A 17,958-nucleotide genomic window follows, 5' to 3' on the forward strand; every position below is an offset into this window, starting at 1 on the left:
TTTGTTGAATTTATTGTACTAACGAAGCAGGTAAGTTGAACAAGAGATAGAAATTCCATTCTTATTATGTCGCAATTGAAACAAAAAGTGCAATAGAAGAAAAGGTGCTTATTTAACTAACGGGTGCTTTAGTTAATTTCTTATTGAACTACCATGAAAATTAATTTCTTCAAGAAAAGAAAATGACAATACTAAAGAAGACCCCTGCTTAATCGTAAAAAAAGAGGAGAGCTGACATTAATAAGTCTATTGTTTTCGGTAGACTATTAGTATTGACTTTACTAACCCATTTTCATTCTCTGTGGTGCAGCACTATTTTGTGCTGCATGGATGGCTAACGGGGCAGTTTAGTTGAAGAGTAATTTACCCAACTGAGGAAAGGAGGAATGGATAATTAATATGGATACTGATTCTCTTATTCCTTTTATAATTATTTGGGGAATACCAGCTTTTATGGTCGTTAGAGGTTATTTAAAAATGAATACTGAGGATAAAAAATCAGCAATCAATGATTTTAGGTCACGCCGTTTTATTTTAACAATTGGGTTTATTGTAATGGGTGCTTTCTTTGCACATTTAGGGTCATTATTCGCCATTAGGATGATGGAGTTAATTGGATATGTATTTTTAGCTTTAGGAGGGTTTTTATCAGCAATTAATATGTGGAATAAGAATAAAATCAAAAGTGTGATTATACTGGTTTTAATAGCTTTTCCTTTGTGGAACTTATTGAACTAACGGTGCAGGTTAGTTTAATAAAAAGATAAAGACAACAACAAGTAAATCACTAGAGTGGAACTCGCCTGCAATACTAAACTTTATTTAATAGAGTTTGTAAATTAGAACTTAGAAATTAAAGTAAGAATCGACTTTTTAACAAAGTTGATTCTTTTTTATGCTAAAGAAATAATGGATAATCCTTTAATAGTGGTATAAAGGAGATGATTCTTTTAAAGAAATGTGCTATATCCTTATATTACTTTAATTGACTATGTGACATTAATTTTATGACCGCTTATCATTCGATAACGACCGATTATCGAAAATTCATATACAGGAAGAAGAATTCTTTTTATAGTAAAGGTGAGAGGAAGGGATGTGATGAAATGAAAGTGGAAGTTTCAATTGATCCGTCTTGTAAAGATCCGAGAATCCTCATTCTCACTGATAAAATGACAGACGAGATTGCAGAGATAATGAAACGCCTATCAGAACATACGGTGGATTCACTAGCAGTGTTTTCTCATCGAGGTGTTGAAATCGTTAACAATAAGAATATTATTCGGATCTATGCAGAGAAACAAAAAGTGTATGTTCAAACGAAAGATGGTATCTATACGGTCCGTTTAAGGTTATATGAACTTGAAGAAAAATTAGATAATCAATTGTTTATCCGTATGTCGAAATCAGAAATCGTGAATATCAGAATGATTAAGAACATGGATATTAGTATGACCGGAACAATTGGTGTGTCTTTAAAAGGTGATATTAAAACGTTTGCTTCCCGTCGCTATGTCACAAAGATAAAGAAACTATTTGGAATATGAGGTGAAATAATATGAAATCTATACTCAGTCGAATAATTGGTGGTTTTGTCATTGGGGTATTGATTGGACAAGTGGTTCAGATCCTCATTTCATTGCAAGTAGGGCAAGGGACTTATCTTCCCGTATTAGATAATTTTCGTGCGTTCTTTACAAATGAAACAACAGCGTTCATCATTCAAATTATTTTGACCGGCTGTATTGGTGTTGTTTTTGCTACAAGTTCACTTGTTTTTGATATTGCAAAATGGGGACTATTAAAGCAATATATGATCCATTTTTGCGTAACCTCCATTGTATGGGTGCCGGTAGTGATGCTGTTATGGACGCCGGAAACGTTCAAAAACGTCATTATTATGATGATTAACTTTTTAGCGACGTATATTCTGACGTGGTGGATTCAATATACCCTTTCGAAAAAAGATATACAAAAGATCAACGCAGCCATTCAATCGAAAAGAAATGAAGAGGGAGGAAACAAATAAATGGCGATTGTCATGAAAGAGTTAACTAAACAGTTCAAAGATCGCACAGCAGTAGATCATTTATCATTCACCATTGAAAAAGGAGAGTTTTTTGCACTACTGGGCCAAAATGCTGCAGGAAAAACAACAACAATTAAAATGCTAAGTTGCTTACTGACACCTACAAGTGGTGATGCATGGATGAATGGAGACAGTATTGTTGAAAAGCTAGATGCAGTGAAGCAAAAAATTAACCTTTCTCCACAAGAAACGGCTGTTGCACCAAATCTTTCGGTGAAAGAAAATCTGGAGTTCATTGCAGCAATATATGGTTTTAATAAACGTGATGCTCTGAAAAAGTCTGCTGAAATGATGGAGAGATTTGGATTAACAAATCGTGCGGAAAGTAGAGCTAAAACTTTATCGGGTGGTTTACAACGTAGGTTAAGTGTTGCAATGGCAATGATTTCAAATCCTGAAATTCTCTTCTTAGACGAGCCAACACTTGGATTAGACGTCCGTGCAAGACGTGATTTGTGGGAAATTTTACTAAGCTTAAAAGGAAAAATGACGATTGTTTTGACAACACATTATTTAGAAGAGGTAGAAGCATTGGCAGACAGAGTAGGCATTTTGCATAATGGAAAATTACATGCACTTGGTACAAGTGAAGAGTTAAAACAACAAACAGGTCAAGCAACATTAGAAGATGTCTTTCTTCAATTAACGGAGGAACAGTAACGATGAGAATGCTGACATTTGCACAACGAAATCGTAAAGAAATATTACGCGATCCATTAACACTTTTATTTGGTATTGTGCTTCCGATTATTATCATGTGGCTATTTTCCATAATGCAAAAAAATATGCCCTTTGATTTATACAGTATTGAAAACTTAACGCCGGGTGTTGTCGTATTTAGTTTCTCGTTTATCACATTGTTTTCTGGAATGCTTCTTGGGAAGGACAAAAGCACTTCGTTCTTAACACGCATCTTTGCTTCACCTATGACAGCAACAGATTTTATAGTTGGATATACACTCCCACTGCTACCGATTGCAATCCTTCAAATTGTTATGTGCTTTATTTCTGCCTTTATTTTAGATTTGCCATTTAATATGAACGTCATCATTGCATTTATTGTACTTATTATTATTTCCTTTCTATACATTGGTTTTGGTATTTTACTAGGGACGTTCCTAACAGATAAGCAAGTTGGTGGGGCCTTTGCGATCTTTGTGAACCTTTCAGCTTGGTTAAGCGGAGCATGGTTTGAATTAGATATGATTGGTGGCACATTCAAAACGATTTCTTATTTGCTCCCATTTGCTCATGCCAGAGATGTAACAAAGGCGACACTGGCGTGTGAATATGGAAATCTTGTCGTTCCATTACTTTGGGTTATCGGCTATACAATTGTTATTTACTTTATTGCGATTTCTGGCTTTAAAAAGAAAATGAAAAGCTAATATTATTGGGCTAGTTTTATTATTCTTTTTGTATGGTATCTATCTATCACTTATTTTTATAAAAAAATGGTCAATTAAAATAAATTTAGGCAAGAGTGAATAAAATAGTTTGTGAAGGAATGTACTTAAACTAACGGGTGCTCTTTTATATTTAAAAGTATTTCTGATAATACTCTTTCCTTAACCTTCCACTCAACTGAGCATAGATCTTGGTGGTTTCACTCTTCTCATGCCCCATAAGACTTTGTATAACTTCAATCGGAGCTCCATTATTCATTAAATGAGTTGCGTAACTGTGTCTAAGTTGGTGTGGATGAATTTCTTTATTAATTTCAGCTCGGTTAGATATCCGCTTGATGATGTATCTCATTTGGGCGACACTCATTTTATGTGGCTGTCTTGCTGTCCACAAAGATCGCTGAGTTATGGTCATTACGGCTTTCGCTTTCCATATAGCGTTTTAGCCATATGTCACAACGTGTATTAAAATAAACCTCCCTTTCCTTATCGCCTTTTCCTCTCACGATCGCAGATTGATTGGACCAATTAATATGGTTCTTTTCTAACGCAACTATTTCTCCAATTCGACAACCTGTAGAAAACATGAATTCAAAAATTGCTTTTTCCATTGGGGAATGACAGGATTCACGAAGATGTTCAATCTCTCGTTCGGTTAAATACTTTGGGATTCGCTTACCTACTTTGGGTTCTTTAATTTTGGAAGTTGGATTCTTACTCAGGTAGCCTTCTTCATGGGACCAACGAAAAAATGATTTCATAAAGCGGATGCGATGTGCAAGACTAGCTGGTTTTAAATGCTTACCAGATATAGCAAGATACTCTTTTAGTCCACTTGTACCCAGTAATTCCATCTCTATATCCTTAAAATAACCAATTAGTAGTAAAGACTGTAACTGGTAGGCCATCAACGTTTGTGGCGAAAAGCCCTCTATTCGCTTATCAGCTTCAAACGAAGCCCATGCATTTGACAGTAACAATTCCATTTCCCCTAAAATGTAATATTAAAAGGATTATTGCCAACTTAATAGAATAATAGACATAAAGAGTTTTTTTACTGACGATGAAGGTTAGTTTGAATAAGACGTTATTATACGCATAATTAACTCATAAGGAGCGCGATAAATGGATGAAAAAAATAAATGAAATCCTTGATATTCTTATTAATAAATGTTTGATAATAAATGATGGTCTGGAATTAAAGCAGTTAAGAAGTGGTACGACCGATGGTGTTCTATATACTCTCTCTGCGAAAAAAATGCCCACCTATGTGATAAAAATTGATAACCCTAAGATAATAAATTCAACTCAGGATTTTCTTTTGACATATAATGATGTGAAATTGATGCCTGATGTACTTTACACAGACGATAAAAAAGAATTTATTGCCTACTCTTATATTGCAGGAGAGACACACTATAATAGGGGATCTAAGATGGAATGGATGACCATTTTAATAAATGACCTATTCAATAAATACAAAAAGGTTGACAGTGACATTCCATGGGGAAGAGTCAATGGCATACATAGAAACTCATGGTCAGACTTTAATCAAAGTAGTTTGGAGTCTGCCCAAAATAACATAGGAGACCTTTTGACAAGTGAGGACAATAATAGAGTGGAGTTTTTGGTAGATAAATTGAATACTTATCATTTTCAACACGAGAAGTATTATCTACATGGAGATACTGGTGTTCATAATTTTGTATATATGGAAAAACAATTAAAAGGAATTATTGACCCATCTCCATTAATCGGTCCAAAAGTTTATGATTTTACATATGCTTTCTGTTCTTCTCCTGATAGTTTAGATTTAAAAACGCTTTTGTCAGCATTTTCCCTGTGGAATAATAATTCTTCCTTTACTAGTGAACAGCTTTTAAATGAAGTTCTTTTTCAGTTATATACACGAATTGGAGTTTGTATTAAAGTTCATCCGCACGATCTAAATGATTATTTGGAAGCGTGGAAAGAATGGAGAAAGTACCTTCCCGCTTTCTAATGACAGCATACTTCTTCAACTAAGGAGGGCTTTATTTCGAGAAGGTGTAAACGAAATCGGAATGGATATTATTTTTGAAGAAAAAGTTTCCGGAGCAACAAAAGATCGTGAGCAACTTCAAAAAATGTTAGAGGATATACAAGAAGGTGACATCATTTATGTTACGGACTTAACTCGGATTACTCGTAGTACACAAGATTTATTTGAATTAATCGATAACATACGGAGTAAAAAGGCAAATTTAAAATCCTTAAAAGATACATGGCCAATTCTTAATTACGGTTATGGCGGGTGTAAACCAATTAGAACGTGATCTTATCCGTATGCGGCAGCGTGAAGGAATTGAACTGGCTAAGAAAGAAGGAAAGTTTAAAGGTCGGTTAAAGAAGTACCATAAAAATCATGCAGGTATGAATTATGCAGTAAAGTTTTATAAAGAGGGAGATATGACTGTAAATCAAATTTGTGAAATTACAAATGTGTCTAGGGCCTCATTATATAGAAAGCTATCGGAAAGGAACAGTTGATGAGTTATACCAAAAATCGGAAATATATAATAGAAAATAAATTTCATATAGAGGTGGAATTATATGCCTAAAATTGACAATATGTTAGCAATTCTATGGATGCTTCGTTCAGGTGAAAAAATTACTGCAAAACAAATTTCAGAAAAGTTAGAGATGAATATAAGGACTGTGTATCGTTATATTGATACAATTTCAACAAGTGGCGTACCTATAATTTCAGAACCAGGACATAACGGTGGATACACTTTATTGAACAATTTTATTGAGGCTCCTCTTTTTTTTGATTTTGAGGAGCAAACTTCACTATTTCACGCTGCTGTTTTTGCAGAAGAAGCCGGATATTATGGAGGTGAAGCACTAAATAGGGCCATTTCAAAACTAAGTAATTACTCAAATCAAGAGCAGGAAACAAAGATAAACCAACATTTAACTAGTCTTGAAGTAATAAGTCGATTAAGTTCACTCTCTATGGAACCTTTTTTGAAGGAGTTGGAGCAGGCCGTAGCTGACGGGTACTCAGTAAAAATTCTTTACCATAAAAGTGGCGAAAAGCAATTAAATTATAGATTGGTCGATCCGTACAGAATTATCTATTGGAATAATAAGTGGTATGTGATTGGATTTTGTCATCTTAGGAATGACATCCGTAGTTTTAGAGTAGATCGAATTGAAAGTCTAATGCTATCCGAAAATAAGTTTAACCGGCCAGAAAATTTTTCAGCACGTGACTTTTTTATAAAAATTCTTCTTCCAACTATAGAAGATAAGGAAGGGATTATTTCTTTGGTTATTAATGGGGATAAAAGTGTATTGGCTGATATTTGCCAACATTGGTTTTTAGGACATTATTTACAAGAACGGACTTCAAATCAAGCAGTTTTTCTTCTTGAAAAAGATATGATACATACATATGTACCTTATTTACTTTTACCGTACAATAAATCTATTAAAGTTATTGAGCCAATAAGTCTTAAGAAAAGACTTATTGAAGTTCTGTCGGAATTAATAAAATTTCATCAAGTATGATAACTTCCCTGACGTTAACTGTCAGGGAAGTTATATTATAATAGCTGTATCAATTGTGATTGGAGTGGTATTGGATGCAAACAAAAAAAGTTTTTCTATATGTATTTAATACAATGTCGGACTGGGAATATGGATATTTAATTGCTGAACTAAACTCAGGAAGATATTTCAAAAAAGATTTAGCACCTTTAAAAGTAATTACAGTAGGAGCTAATAAAGAAATGATTACTACTATGGGAGGACTGAGCATAAAACCAGATATCTCCCTTGATGAATGTACTCTTGAGAGTAAAGATCTTTTAATTTTACCAGGAGGGACTACTTGGAGTGAAAAAATTCATCAACCTCTCTTGGAAAGAATTGGCCAAGCTTTAAAGCTTGGCACTATTGTTGCTGCAATTTGTGGTGCAACTGAGGGCCTCGCGAATATGGGATACTTAGATACTAGAAAGCATACAAGTAATAACTTAGAATATACTAAAATGGTATGTCCTAACTATAAAGGAGAAAAGTTCTATGAGTTGGGATCTGCGGTATCTGATGCGAATCTAGTTACTGCATCAGGAATAGCTCCTCTGGAATTTGCAATGGAGGTACTGAAAAAAATAGATGTATTTACACCAGATGCATTACATTCATGGTATAACCTAAATAAGACTCATAAACCTGAATACTTCTTCCAGTTAATGAATTCAATAAATAAATGAAGTAACTGAAAAGCTCAATTTCTCTATTTTGATTTGTAGAGAAGTTGGGCTTTTAATTTGGAATTTCCTTATCGTTGTAAATCCGCATTTTCCTGACGCTACCCCTTATTCAACTAACGGGTGCTTTAGTGAAACAAGATCGTCATTTCGATGGTCTATTTTTATGTACAATGTGAAATGGTACACTTAAACTAACGCAGCAGATTAGTTGAAGAAGAGTTTTATTCCCATCTAGAATAAGTAACATTTTTTGGATAATTTAAATATACTAGTTAATCATTTAACGTAAATATGGGGAAGTATTGGGGGATTACATGAGATTTGACAAGCTACTGAATGGTGGTTATATTATCTATTTCAGACATACTGAAGCAACAGTCGGAAATGATTACCAAACTGTAAAATTTGAAGATTGTAGGACCCAAAGGAATTTAAGCAAGACTGGTAAACAACAAGCAATGATTATTGGAAAAGTCCTTAGGCTGTTAGGGATACCAATGGAACCATTTGTAATTTCAAGTCCCTTTTGTAGAGCAATTGACACTGCAAATTTAGCTTTTCCTAGAAAGATTATATGTATAGTACCTTCATTGGCAGAAATTGTTGCTTTAAGTGAAATGCCAACAATTACTGATTCTAAGAGAAAAATCATCATTCATGAGATTAGAAGATTATTCGAACTTCCACCCTCTAAAGGACAAAATAGGTTAATCATAGGCCATAGTTTTCCAAAAGAAATTGAGTTTGGGAATTTACCGTATATGACTGGAATTGTAATTCATCCAAAAGGATGGAGAAATGGATTTGAAGTAATTGGTAAGTTGGACTTTAATAAAATAAATTAACAGTGTTGATTTTAAAAAAATTGACGCTTTTTTCTTTTAACTTTGTTAGTTGATTAATTAAATCAATCAAGATGAGTCACGTCAACGAACATTATATAGTTTTGCCCTTCAAAAGGGACACTATAAACCTGCTGCGCCAGCTTCGGAAGAGGTAGTTCAGCAATTAAGAACCCAATTAATGACTGAACAACAAAATTAATTTTTTTGAAAGCCGAACTTTGTATTCGGCTTTTTATTTTTTTAGGAGAAGAATAAAACTTGTTTCCATTATAAAAATTATAAAAAGAGCGTTTTTAAAATAGGAGCATATGATAATACATAAATCTGTGAAGGGATTGAAGAACGTGTATTATACTCCTTATGGGTCTCTATATAATAACCCTTATTATGGAACTATATCATATAATTATGGTGGTAACCCGAATTACTGGACTTATCCTTATGGGACAATTCATGCAAATCCATTTGATTCCTATCGTGTTTCTAATGGTCATGGAAGAGGAATGTTAAAAGATTTTGGAGCTAACCCATTTGTCATTAATATTAATGAAGCGACTAAACAAAACAACACTTATCGTACTGCAATATGGACTGGAGATCATTTGCAGGTTACATTAATGAGTCTAAATCCAGGAGAAGATATTGGACTAGAAATGCATCCTGATGTCGACCAATTTTTACGTATTGAACAGGGTCAGGGTATTACTCAAATGGGCAAGAGTAAAGATATTTTAAATTTTAGAAGAAAGGTATATGATGATTCTGCAATCATGATACCTGCTGGAACATGGCATAATCTAACAAATACAGGTAATATTCCATTAAAGCTTTATTCGATATATGCTCCGCCTAACCACCCATACGGTACTGTTCATCCTACGAAAGCAGATGCGATGGCTGCTGAACAAGAAAACGGTCATGGCAATGGAAATACAGTTATTTCTGGCAAGACTCCAGATGAATGGGTACGGTACACTGAATTTTTGGTAAATGAAGGATTAGAGGATGTTGCAAGAGGAATAAATGCTACTCATATTCTTCAAGAATTTATTCTAATGGGGGCTCTTGTCGGAAAAGGATTTTCTCCTGAAAAAGCATATGAGACTGTGGAAGAATGGGAAAGGACAGGGAAATCAAAACTTCTTCAACAAAGTAAAAATATGTAGTGAAATGTAAAATGATTGTATTAAAGAAGTTTCTCGTAACGGGGTTTTGTATGTTTTTAGGTGAGATTGTGAAATAATGTACTTAAACTAACGGGTGCTTTAGTTAAAGAACATGGGGTTGCTTAGGCAACTCTTTTTTCTTATAGAGCTATCGGGGCAGGTTAGTTGAAGAAGAAGACAATTACATTTCTTTTTGCAGTATAATTAAATTATAATTTATACACTTAATATGAAAGTGAGTGAGACTTTTGAGATTTGTTTTTGATTTAGATGGAACAGTATGTTTTAAAGGACAACCAATATCTAACAGGATACTTCATTCGTTGTCAGAGTTAACGGAAGCGGGTATTGAAGTCATTTTCGCATCTGCCAGACCTATTCGAGATATGTTACCTGTCATAGACGAAGCATTTCATCATTACACAATGATTGGGGGAAATGGCTCTTTAATATCAAAAGAAGGAAAAGTCATCAAATCCAACTCGTTTTCAACAAATGAAATTAATGAAATAAAGAATCTTATTAATAAATATAATGCTACTTATCTAATAGATGGTGATTGGGATTATGCTTATACAGGCTCAGATACACACCCTATACTTCAAAATTTAGACCCCGCAAAATTAGCGAAAATGGTTAGCATAGAGTCTCTTGATTCAGTAGTTAAAGTTCTGTTTCTAACCTCAAATAGTATGGATGAATTATCAGAAAAACTTTCAAAACTTAATGTATATGTAAATAAACATAGTAACGAGAATGTACTTGATATCAGCCCAAGTGGGATAAATAAATGGAGTGCATTAAAGACTCTTGGGATAAAAGAAAATACATATATTGCTTTTGGGAATGATGCGAATGATATATCAATGTTTGAAAACGCATTGCATACAGTTATGATTGGCTATCACGAACAGTTAGCTCCTTTTGCAAAAGAGACTATTTCATTGAGCGGGGATTACGAACAGGAAATCACAGAAAAAATACTTACTCTTTCAAAGGAATATAGACTAATCCAAGTATAGTTCTAATTTCACTAACGGGTGCTTTAGTTAAACAAGTGGCTGCCTGTAAGGGTGGCTTTTTCTTATTTAACTAACGCAGCAGGTTAGTTGAAGAAGGAATGACTTTTTAAGAAGTGTCTTTCGCTTTATAGATACGGATTCTCTAAAAAGAGTGATTTAAAATAATATTCTTTTAATAGCTTGACAAATGGTTTGAAAATTTGTATTATTGCACTAACAAATAAGGAGGGTTCATATGCTATTGCAAAAACTAACTTTTACAACTTCACATCATCATATTAACTAGTCTTGCTATCGATATTTTTATATCTACATAGGAAGACTTTTCTCGTTGAATCGTATAACTAAGCCGTTTTGGAGCTTATGTTAGTGCGATTTTTTTATTTGTCAAAAATAAGAAAAGAGGAAGAGTATGATGAAAAAAATGGATTATCAAAACGTAAGAGGTACACAAGATTTTTTACCTAGACAAGAAATAATCAGACGAAACATTCGAAGAACATTAGAGGACACATTTATTGCATATGGTTGCAGTCCTTTAGAAACGCCTATTTTAAATTACACTGATTTAATGGCATCTAAGTATGCGGGTGGTACAGAAATTTTACTAGAGATGTATAAATTAACTGATCGTGGTGAACGTGATCTAGCCCTGCGTTACGACTTGACGATTCCGTTCGCAAAAGTTGTAGCGATGAATCCAACTATTCCTATGCCGTTTAAACGTTATGAAATTGGTAAAGTATTTCGAGATGGTCCAATTAAAGCTGGGCGTTATCGTGAATTTACTCAATGTGATGTAGATATTGTAGGGGTAGATTCACAGGCTGCAGAGGCAGAATTAATGATGATGGCGTTAGATGCTTTTAAACATCTTAACGTAAATGTAGAGATTCAATTTAATAACCGTAAGCTTTTGTATGGTTTACTTCAACAGTTTCAGGTACCAGAAGGTGTAATGAATCGCGTCATTTTAGTGTTAGATAAGATTGAAAAGGTCTCGGTTGAATCAATGATGGATGAGTTAGTTCAACTACAATTGACTTCAAATAGCTTGGCTCAAATCAAAGCATTTATTGAATCAAAAGGTCAATTAACGACACAAAGCTTCAAACAATGGGAACAGGAAAATATTTATGTGCAAGAAGGCTTACAGGAATTAGCTGAACTTACGACATATTTAGAGTCACTCGAAATTCAGGAAATGTGTATTTTTAACCCGTTTTTAGCAAGAGGACTTGAAATTTATACAGGAACAATTTATGAAATCTTTTTAGCAGATGCTACGATTCGTTCAAGTATAGGAAGTGGTGGACGTTATGACAATGCTATTGGAGGACTTTTAAACTCCGAGAAGACTTTTGCAACAGTGGGTATTTCTTTTGGATTAGATGTTATTTATTTTGCATTTGAATTATTAGAACGCGTAAAAAAATACTCGGTTGTAGATATTTATATCATACCAATTGGAACGGTAAAGGAAGCACTTAAGCTGGCAACAAACTTACGTTCCCAAGGTAAACGAGTAGAAGTGGAACTATCAAATAAAAAAGTAAATAAAGCAATGGAAAGAGCAAATCGTGAAGGTATTGAAAATGTAATTGTATTAGGAAACGATGAAATCATAAACGGCTCTTATAATATAAAAAATATGGAGACGGGTGAAAGTCAAAATGTAGTTTATAATTTTCATTAACCGATAAAGTATTAAATAGATAAACCTTTTTTCTTATTGAACTAAAGAGGTTTAATAAAAATGCTTCTTGTGTATGTTCTTATAGTAATATGTAATAAAAAATAAAGGAGTAACAACGTCTATGAAAAAAGTTGAGTACGTTTAGTTAAAACATTTTTCGAATGAATATTTAGATGCATTAAATTCTTTTGAACTTCCTGAAGAACAAGTGCAGTTTACTGCATTACCAAGCAAAATCTTAGAGGCGACAGAAGGACAATATCGGATTGTTATTTTATGTGAGAATGAACCTGTAGGTTTCTTTTTATTGCATTCAACTGACGAGTAAAGGAGTATTCAGATAATCCGAAAGCTATGTTGTTAACTGCTTTATCTGTTAATCATGAGAAGCAAGGAAAAGGTTATGCTAAACAAGGTATGCTCTTGCTAAGCGATTTTGTTAAATCTGAATTTCCTAACTGTGATGAAGTCGTTTTATATGTAAACTATAAAAATCTTCCTGCACAGCGACTGTACTTAAAATTAGGTTTTAAAGATACAGGTAAGAGAAAAATTGGTCCTAAAGGTGAACATAATATAATGAATTTATGGTTGCAAAATACTTAAACTTTCGGTGAGCTTTAGTTGAAACTCGTGGGTTGCTAAGGCAACTCTTTTTTTATTGAACTAAAGGGGCAGGATAGTTGAAGAAGGAATTTCTCTAAACTTGGAAGAATTTATATTATAAAATATGTTAAGGAGCTTGTGAATTATATGGAATCCATTAGCAAAAGCGAAGTGAAGCTACGAGATATCATAGAGGAAGATCTTCCTATGTTTTTCGAACAACAACTAGATTCAACGGCGAACTATATGGCTGCCTTTACAGCTAAAGACCCTACTGATAAGGACGCATTTTTTGACCATTGGACAAAAATTATCGCTGACGAGACCATCACAATTAAGACTATATTATTCAATGGCATTGTCACTGGACACGTCTCGAACTTTGAACAGTTCGGCGAACCCGAAGTAAGCTACTGGATTGGGAAGGAATATTGGGGTCAAGGTATTGCAACTAAAGCGTTGTCAGAGTTTCTGGAGTATATTAAGGTACGCCCGCTCTATGCTCGTGCCGCTAAAGATAACCTCGCCTCCATCAGCGTATTGGAAAAATGCGGGTTTAAAATCATCTCTGAAGATAAGGGTTTTTCCAACGCAAGAGGCAAGGATGTTGAAGAATTTATTTTGAAGAAGCTTGAACCTTATGATATGTAATTAAATACAGTAGTACGATTGGAGCGGTTCTTGAATAAGAAACCTTCTGCTGTTTAACTAACGGGTGCGTTAGTTAAATATTCGATTTCCGAAATAATCAATATAATTACTTCAGATTTAAAGTTAAAACAATAACATTGGGTTACTAACTATAATGTTCTAAAAGTAAGATTGGATGGGCTACCAACTTTAATGTAAATATAAATCTTTTAAAACATACGTATTTCGTTGCGGTTATTGAATTTTGGAGTTACCAACTATAATGTAACTGGACATTACAACATGTAGCCTATGCGCTAAACGTTAGTCTGCACTGAACTAAAAATTAAAAGACCTAAGTTCGAATGGATATCGAACTCAGGTCATGGAAGCTACCACTTTGTCTAATTATTGGGTCAGGCCAAAGATAGCTTTTTGCTATTCATCTAGTTTTTATGTTTCCGAATTGTCAATAAAACACCGAATAAAACTCCAATGAATGACATAATGGAAATAATGAAATAAAAAGTATGTCCACCAAATTCTTTATATAGGTAACCACCAGCATAAGATGCAATTATACTAGATAAACCGAAGAATAAGAGCGCAAGTACGGTTTGTCCAGTAGCACGCCATTCTTTTGGCATAATTTGATATAAATATTGAATCGCAGCAGTATAAAAAATAGGGAATGTAAACATCTGTAGTACTTGCAATAATGTTAAAGCAAGGGGACTTAAAATGAAAGCAGCGAGGATAAAACGTAAAAAGTAGAAAAATGTTGCCATCGTAATAATTTCTAACTCTTTGCCCTTTCGAAGCCACCAAAAACTTAAAGCAAATATAACTATTTCACTTGTTGCTGCTATAAAGAAGGCAATTCCAATTAATGAAGTATCCCCTCCAAGTGCCCGCAAATGTAGACCTAGAAATGTATCATTCATACGTGCTGGTATTGAACTTATGAAAACCATCACTAAAAACAGAAGCATTTCTTTATTCTTTAATACTTGTTTCAGTCCTTCCATAGTAACAGGCTTTGTGGAGGCTTGGACATCCGGCATGAACCAAACGATTGCAAATGATATCAATCCTAATATTGCAAACAATATAGAAGCGCTGTTCATACCGAAATAGTCCATTGAAAACCCGACAATTAAAGACAAAATCGCATATCCCAACGCTCCATATGTTCGAATTGATCCATAGCTGACTCGAGCCATTTCGGAAACGGTAAAGTTAAGGCTTTCCGTCAGAGGATCCAGTGGCATGAGTGCGAAGTATACTAACAAAGCAAACATTACAAGCAACACAAAACTATCCACGTTAAATAAGAAGTATCCAAAAATTGTTGTTAGACTAACAAGTATTAGCATCACCTTACGTATAGTTTTTGTCTTATCACTAATGAATCCCCATAGAGGTTGTGCGATTAATGTTACAAATCCGCCCGTTCCAATAACTATTCCAATTTCGCTAGCTGATAAACCTTTATCCTCCAAATAGACAGGTAAAAAAGGAATAAATAATGCAAGTAAACCAAAAAATAAAAAATTATACCCTTTTAATAAAACTTGAACTTTCAAATCAATTCTCCTTCTAATGTAAAGCAAATTAATTCTGTATAACAAATATCCTTGAATATTGTAACTGATTTTAAAGTGAACAAGCGAAAACTGTTTTTTTAATTATCTTCAATAGACGGAAGAATGCTATAAGCTTTTAGTAAAGGATTGCGCATCTTGCAAGTCTAACTAACTTATCGGTTGATAATTATTTCCATTCCTCTGCTAATATAGCGTAATAATACTCGTCCCACCACTCATTATCATGAGGAATACATTTCTTAAAATACCCTTCTCTTCTCATACCGATCTTTTCCATAACTCGGTAAGAGGGTGGATTTTGAGGTTGGCAAGTAGCAATGATTCTGTGTAATTTCATTTCTTCAAAAGCATATTTTAATATGGAAAGAGCAGCTTCCGAAGCATACCCTTTATTATAATATTTAGGATTAAACACCCAACCAATCTCATAGGTATGATCACCAAAATATTGTTGAAAGGAAATGTGCCCAATTAATTCTTCTTTATCTGACAATACAACAGGAAACATATGAGCGTCCCCGCCAATATTTTTATTTACAAAGCACTTTGCATCCTCTTCAGTAAAAACTCCCTCTGGTATGTATTTCATAACAACTGGATCGGAAGTATACTCGTGCACTGCCTTCCAATCACTTATTTTAAAGTTGCGTATATGAAGTCTTTCTGTTTTTATATTCATTTATGTTCCCCCCACCTTTTTCCATTCTTATTTTATTTAACATCATATATCCCAAAAGGACAATGGTTTAATTTATTAAGAAAAAAGGATTTACCTTCTTTAAATAGAACCTTAATAATATGTATATTGTTGGAGGCTATGAAATGGATAACATAGACAAGAGAAAACGTTTAGATGCTAATCCTTTTAGTTATCATATTACGAAGGATCATATTGTTTTTCTAGAGTTTCATGGGAAACGTGTGAAAATATTAAAAGGAAAAGACGCTGAGAGATTTTTAGAAAAAATGAATGATGCCAAAGACGAAAAAGAAGAACAATTAATATTAGCGAAACTCACTGGCAATTTTAAAAGAGGAAATGAGAGAAAATAATAAAGGGGAATAGATATGTTAAAAAGGAGATATGGGAATCGTTCAGATTGGAAGCGAATTGTTAATAGAAAGTATACACAATATTATTTGAATACTAAAGAGTTTACTGGAGTTTTAACATTATTAAATCTTGTTCAAGTAACGGAGCCTTTATGGGTGAACTATGCAGACAAAAGCATTTGTATTGTAGATGATGGGTATAGTTGGATGCAACATTTCCCAATAGGGAACAATTATTCCATTACTACGATGTTTAATGCGAATGATGAGATTGTACAATGGTATATAGATATATGCCATGAAATAGGAACAAAAAATAATATTCCTTGGTGGGATGATTTATTTCTAGATATTATTATTTTGCCAAGTGGAGAGATTATTCTGCAAGATGAAGATGAACTGGAAGATGCTCTTTCAAGTAATCTCATTGATCGAGATATGTATAATCTAGCATGGAACGAAGCCAATAGAATTACATCATTACTAAAGGAAGATAAATTTGAGTTGCTTAAATATTCAAAGATCCATAAGGAACAGTTAGAAAAACATCTTCATACTGTGAGGGATGTAAATGCGTAAAGTAGAAGTTTTGCCTTATTCTGATCAATGGAAGGAACTATTTGAGGATGAAGCAAGAGAAATAAAAGAAATATTTGGTTCAGACATTCTGGAGATCCATCATATTGGGAGCACCTCTGTTAGAGGACTTCAAGCAAAACCAATAATAGATATGATGCCGGTAGTTAGTGATATATCTACAATTGATACATATAACGAAGCAATGATTAAACTTGGATATATTCCAAAAGGAGAGAATGGTCTCCCAGGACGTAGATATTTTCAAAAAGGTGGCGATAATCGATCACACCATGTGCATATGTATGAAACGGGTAATACAGAAATTAAACGACACCTTGTATTTAGAGATTACTTAAGCGTGCATCCACAAGTTGCCCATGAATATGGGGAATTAAAGAATATGTTAGCAAAACAATTTCCATATAATATGGATTCGTACATTAAAGGAAAAGAAAAATTAGTATTGGATATTCAACAAAAAGCAATGGAATGGTCAAAAGGCATCATCAAAAGGAAATTTCATCGCGCATTTGGTGTATATGGTATATGCGTGCAACAAGAAAAACTGCTTGTTATCAAGAAAAATGGTGGTCCTTACATTAACCGCTTTGATCTTCCTGGAGGGAATTTAGAAGAAAGGGAGAGTTTAGTACTAGCTTTAAAAAGAGAATTTTTAGAAGAAACAGGTTTAGAAATCGAAATTATTAAAACTATAGGCACGACTGATTTCATGATTTCTGCGGACTGGAGAGGAGCGACAGATGTACATCATATTGCAGTGTTTTATTTAGTTAAGCAAGTGGGTGGTGATATAGTGGAACCTGAACAATTTGAAGGACAAGACTCATTTGGAGCTGTGTGGGTTGCTGAAAATGAAATTAATGCTGAAAATGCTTCACCACTCGTACTAAAAGCAATGGAATGGTTAAGAACTGAAAGTTTAGGGATGGATGTAATCCATTTCCCTAAGTTTGTAGTTAAAAAAGATTGGAGTTGA

General features: G+C 33.8%; 18 protein-coding genes and 4 pseudogenes. 19 read left to right on the forward strand and 3 right to left on the reverse strand.

Annotated features, from left to right (window positions below; translation table 11 throughout):
- Window positions 1-399 precede the first annotated feature (399 nt).
- The 5 genes from PGC35_RS13380 (at window position 400) to PGC35_RS13400 (ending at window position 3,477) form a co-directional block, all read left to right on the forward strand.
- Window positions 400-738: a hypothetical protein gene (locus tag PGC35_RS13380; protein ID WP_375219507.1), complete on the forward strand. Its 339-nt coding sequence runs from the start codon at window positions 400-402 to the stop codon at window positions 736-738.
- Window positions 739-1,106: 368 nt separating this feature from the next.
- Window positions 1,107-1,547, forward strand: a complete 441-nt coding sequence (locus PGC35_RS13385; protein WP_375219508.1) for a LytTR family DNA-binding domain-containing protein — start codon at window positions 1,107-1,109, stop codon at window positions 1,545-1,547.
- Window positions 1,548-1,558: 11 nt separating this feature from the next.
- Entirely contained in the window at window positions 1,559-2,029 is a 471-nt protein-coding gene (locus PGC35_RS13390) for a DUF3021 domain-containing protein (RefSeq protein ID WP_375219509.1), read from the forward strand.
- Window positions 2,030-2,749 (forward strand): ABC transporter ATP-binding protein, encoded by a 720-nt coding sequence (locus PGC35_RS13395; protein WP_375219510.1) that lies wholly within the window; start codon window positions 2,030-2,032, stop codon window positions 2,747-2,749.
- 2 nt (window positions 2,750-2,751) lie between these two features.
- Window positions 2,752-3,477 carry an ABC transporter permease gene (locus PGC35_RS13400; protein WP_375219511.1) on the forward strand — a complete coding sequence of 242 codons (726 nt, stop codon included), beginning with the start codon at window positions 2,752-2,754 and terminating at the stop codon, window positions 3,475-3,477.
- 151 nt (window positions 3,478-3,628) lie between these two features.
- On the opposite strand, the pseudogene PGC35_RS13405 reads toward PGC35_RS13400, so the two are convergent.
- A pseudogene (locus PGC35_RS13405) lies at window positions 3,629-4,475 on the reverse strand (tyrosine-type recombinase/integrase).
- 149 nt (window positions 4,476-4,624) lie between these two features.
- On the opposite strand from PGC35_RS13405, the gene PGC35_RS13410 reads away from it, so the two are divergent.
- The 11 genes and pseudogenes from PGC35_RS13410 to PGC35_RS13460 all read left to right on the forward strand — a co-directional run bounded on the left by PGC35_RS13410 (window position 4,625) and on the right by PGC35_RS13460 (window position 13,743).
- On the forward strand, window positions 4,625-5,497 hold the full coding sequence (locus PGC35_RS13410) for a hypothetical protein (RefSeq protein WP_375219512.1): 873 nt from the start codon (window positions 4,625-4,627) through the stop codon (window positions 5,495-5,497).
- Window positions 5,498-5,504: 7 nt separating this feature from the next.
- Window positions 5,505-6,024, forward strand: a pseudogene (locus PGC35_RS13415) (recombinase family protein).
- 63 nt (window positions 6,025-6,087) lie between these two features.
- The gene (locus tag PGC35_RS13420; protein WP_375219513.1) at window positions 6,088-7,050 is read left to right on the forward strand and encodes a helix-turn-helix transcriptional regulator; all 963 of its coding nucleotides are present in this window, start codon (window positions 6,088-6,090) and stop codon (window positions 7,048-7,050) included.
- Window positions 7,051-7,124: 74 nt separating this feature from the next.
- Complete coding sequence (locus PGC35_RS13425; protein ID WP_375219514.1) at window positions 7,125-7,757, forward strand: type 1 glutamine amidotransferase family protein; 633 nt, start codon at window positions 7,125-7,127, stop codon at window positions 7,755-7,757.
- 314 nt (window positions 7,758-8,071) lie between these two features.
- The gene (locus tag PGC35_RS13430) at window positions 8,072-8,602 is read left to right on the forward strand and encodes a histidine phosphatase family protein (protein ID WP_375219515.1); all 531 of its coding nucleotides are present in this window, start codon (window positions 8,072-8,074) and stop codon (window positions 8,600-8,602) included.
- Between the two features lie 64 nt (window positions 8,603-8,666).
- A pseudogene (locus tag PGC35_RS13435) lies at window positions 8,667-8,801 on the forward strand (spore coat protein); the annotation flags it as partial.
- 109 nt (window positions 8,802-8,910) lie between these two features.
- A complete protein-coding gene (locus tag PGC35_RS13440; RefSeq protein WP_375219516.1) occupies window positions 8,911-9,768 on the forward strand; it encodes a cupin domain-containing protein in 858 nt (285 codons plus the stop codon).
- 248 nt (window positions 9,769-10,016) lie between these two features.
- Window positions 10,017-10,790, forward strand: coding sequence for an HAD-IIB family hydrolase (locus tag PGC35_RS13445; protein ID WP_375219517.1), 774 nt, complete (start codon window positions 10,017-10,019; stop codon window positions 10,788-10,790).
- Window positions 10,791-11,205: 415 nt separating this feature from the next.
- Window positions 11,206-12,486, forward strand: coding sequence for a histidine--tRNA ligase (locus PGC35_RS13450; protein WP_375219579.1), 1,281 nt, complete (start codon window positions 11,206-11,208; stop codon window positions 12,484-12,486).
- Between the two features lie 145 nt (window positions 12,487-12,631).
- Window positions 12,632-13,092: pseudogene (locus tag PGC35_RS13455) on the forward strand (GNAT family N-acetyltransferase); the annotation flags it as partial.
- Window positions 13,093-13,239: 147 nt separating this feature from the next.
- The gene (locus PGC35_RS13460; RefSeq protein ID WP_375219518.1) at window positions 13,240-13,743 is read left to right on the forward strand and encodes a GNAT family N-acetyltransferase; all 504 of its coding nucleotides are present in this window, start codon (window positions 13,240-13,242) and stop codon (window positions 13,741-13,743) included.
- A 425-nt stretch (window positions 13,744-14,168) separates the two neighbouring features.
- On the opposite strand, the gene PGC35_RS13465 is transcribed toward PGC35_RS13460, so the two are convergent.
- Window positions 14,169-15,308 carry an MFS transporter gene (locus PGC35_RS13465; RefSeq protein ID WP_375219519.1) on the reverse strand — a complete coding sequence of 380 codons (1,140 nt, stop codon included), beginning with the start codon at window positions 15,306-15,308 and terminating at the stop codon, window positions 14,169-14,171.
- Window positions 15,309-15,495: 187 nt separating this feature from the next.
- The gene (locus PGC35_RS13470) at window positions 15,496-16,008 is read right to left on the reverse strand and encodes a GNAT family N-acetyltransferase (RefSeq protein WP_375219520.1); all 513 of its coding nucleotides are present in this window, start codon (window positions 16,006-16,008) and stop codon (window positions 15,496-15,498) included.
- Window positions 16,009-16,151: 143 nt separating this feature from the next.
- Between PGC35_RS13470 and PGC35_RS13475 the strand changes: the two genes are divergently transcribed.
- From PGC35_RS13475 to PGC35_RS13485, 3 genes are read left to right on the forward strand one after another with little or no spacing between them, the layout of a single operon-like run.
- On the forward strand, window positions 16,152-16,382 hold the full coding sequence (locus PGC35_RS13475) for a hypothetical protein (protein WP_053588679.1): 231 nt from the start codon (window positions 16,152-16,154) through the stop codon (window positions 16,380-16,382).
- Between the two features lie 15 nt (window positions 16,383-16,397).
- On the forward strand, window positions 16,398-16,961 hold the full coding sequence (locus PGC35_RS13480) for a ribonuclease FAU-1 family protein (protein ID WP_375219521.1): 564 nt from the start codon (window positions 16,398-16,400) through the stop codon (window positions 16,959-16,961).
- Entirely contained in the window at window positions 16,954-17,958 is a 1,005-nt protein-coding gene (locus PGC35_RS13485; RefSeq protein ID WP_375219522.1) for a GrpB family protein, read from the forward strand. Before PGC35_RS13480 ends, PGC35_RS13485 begins: the two co-directional genes overlap by 8 nt.

The sequence above is a fragment of the Psychrobacillus sp. PGGUH221 genome, assembly GCF_042055255.1.
In the GTDB taxonomy this organism is placed as follows: Bacteria; Bacillota; Bacilli; order Bacillales_A; family Planococcaceae; genus Psychrobacillus.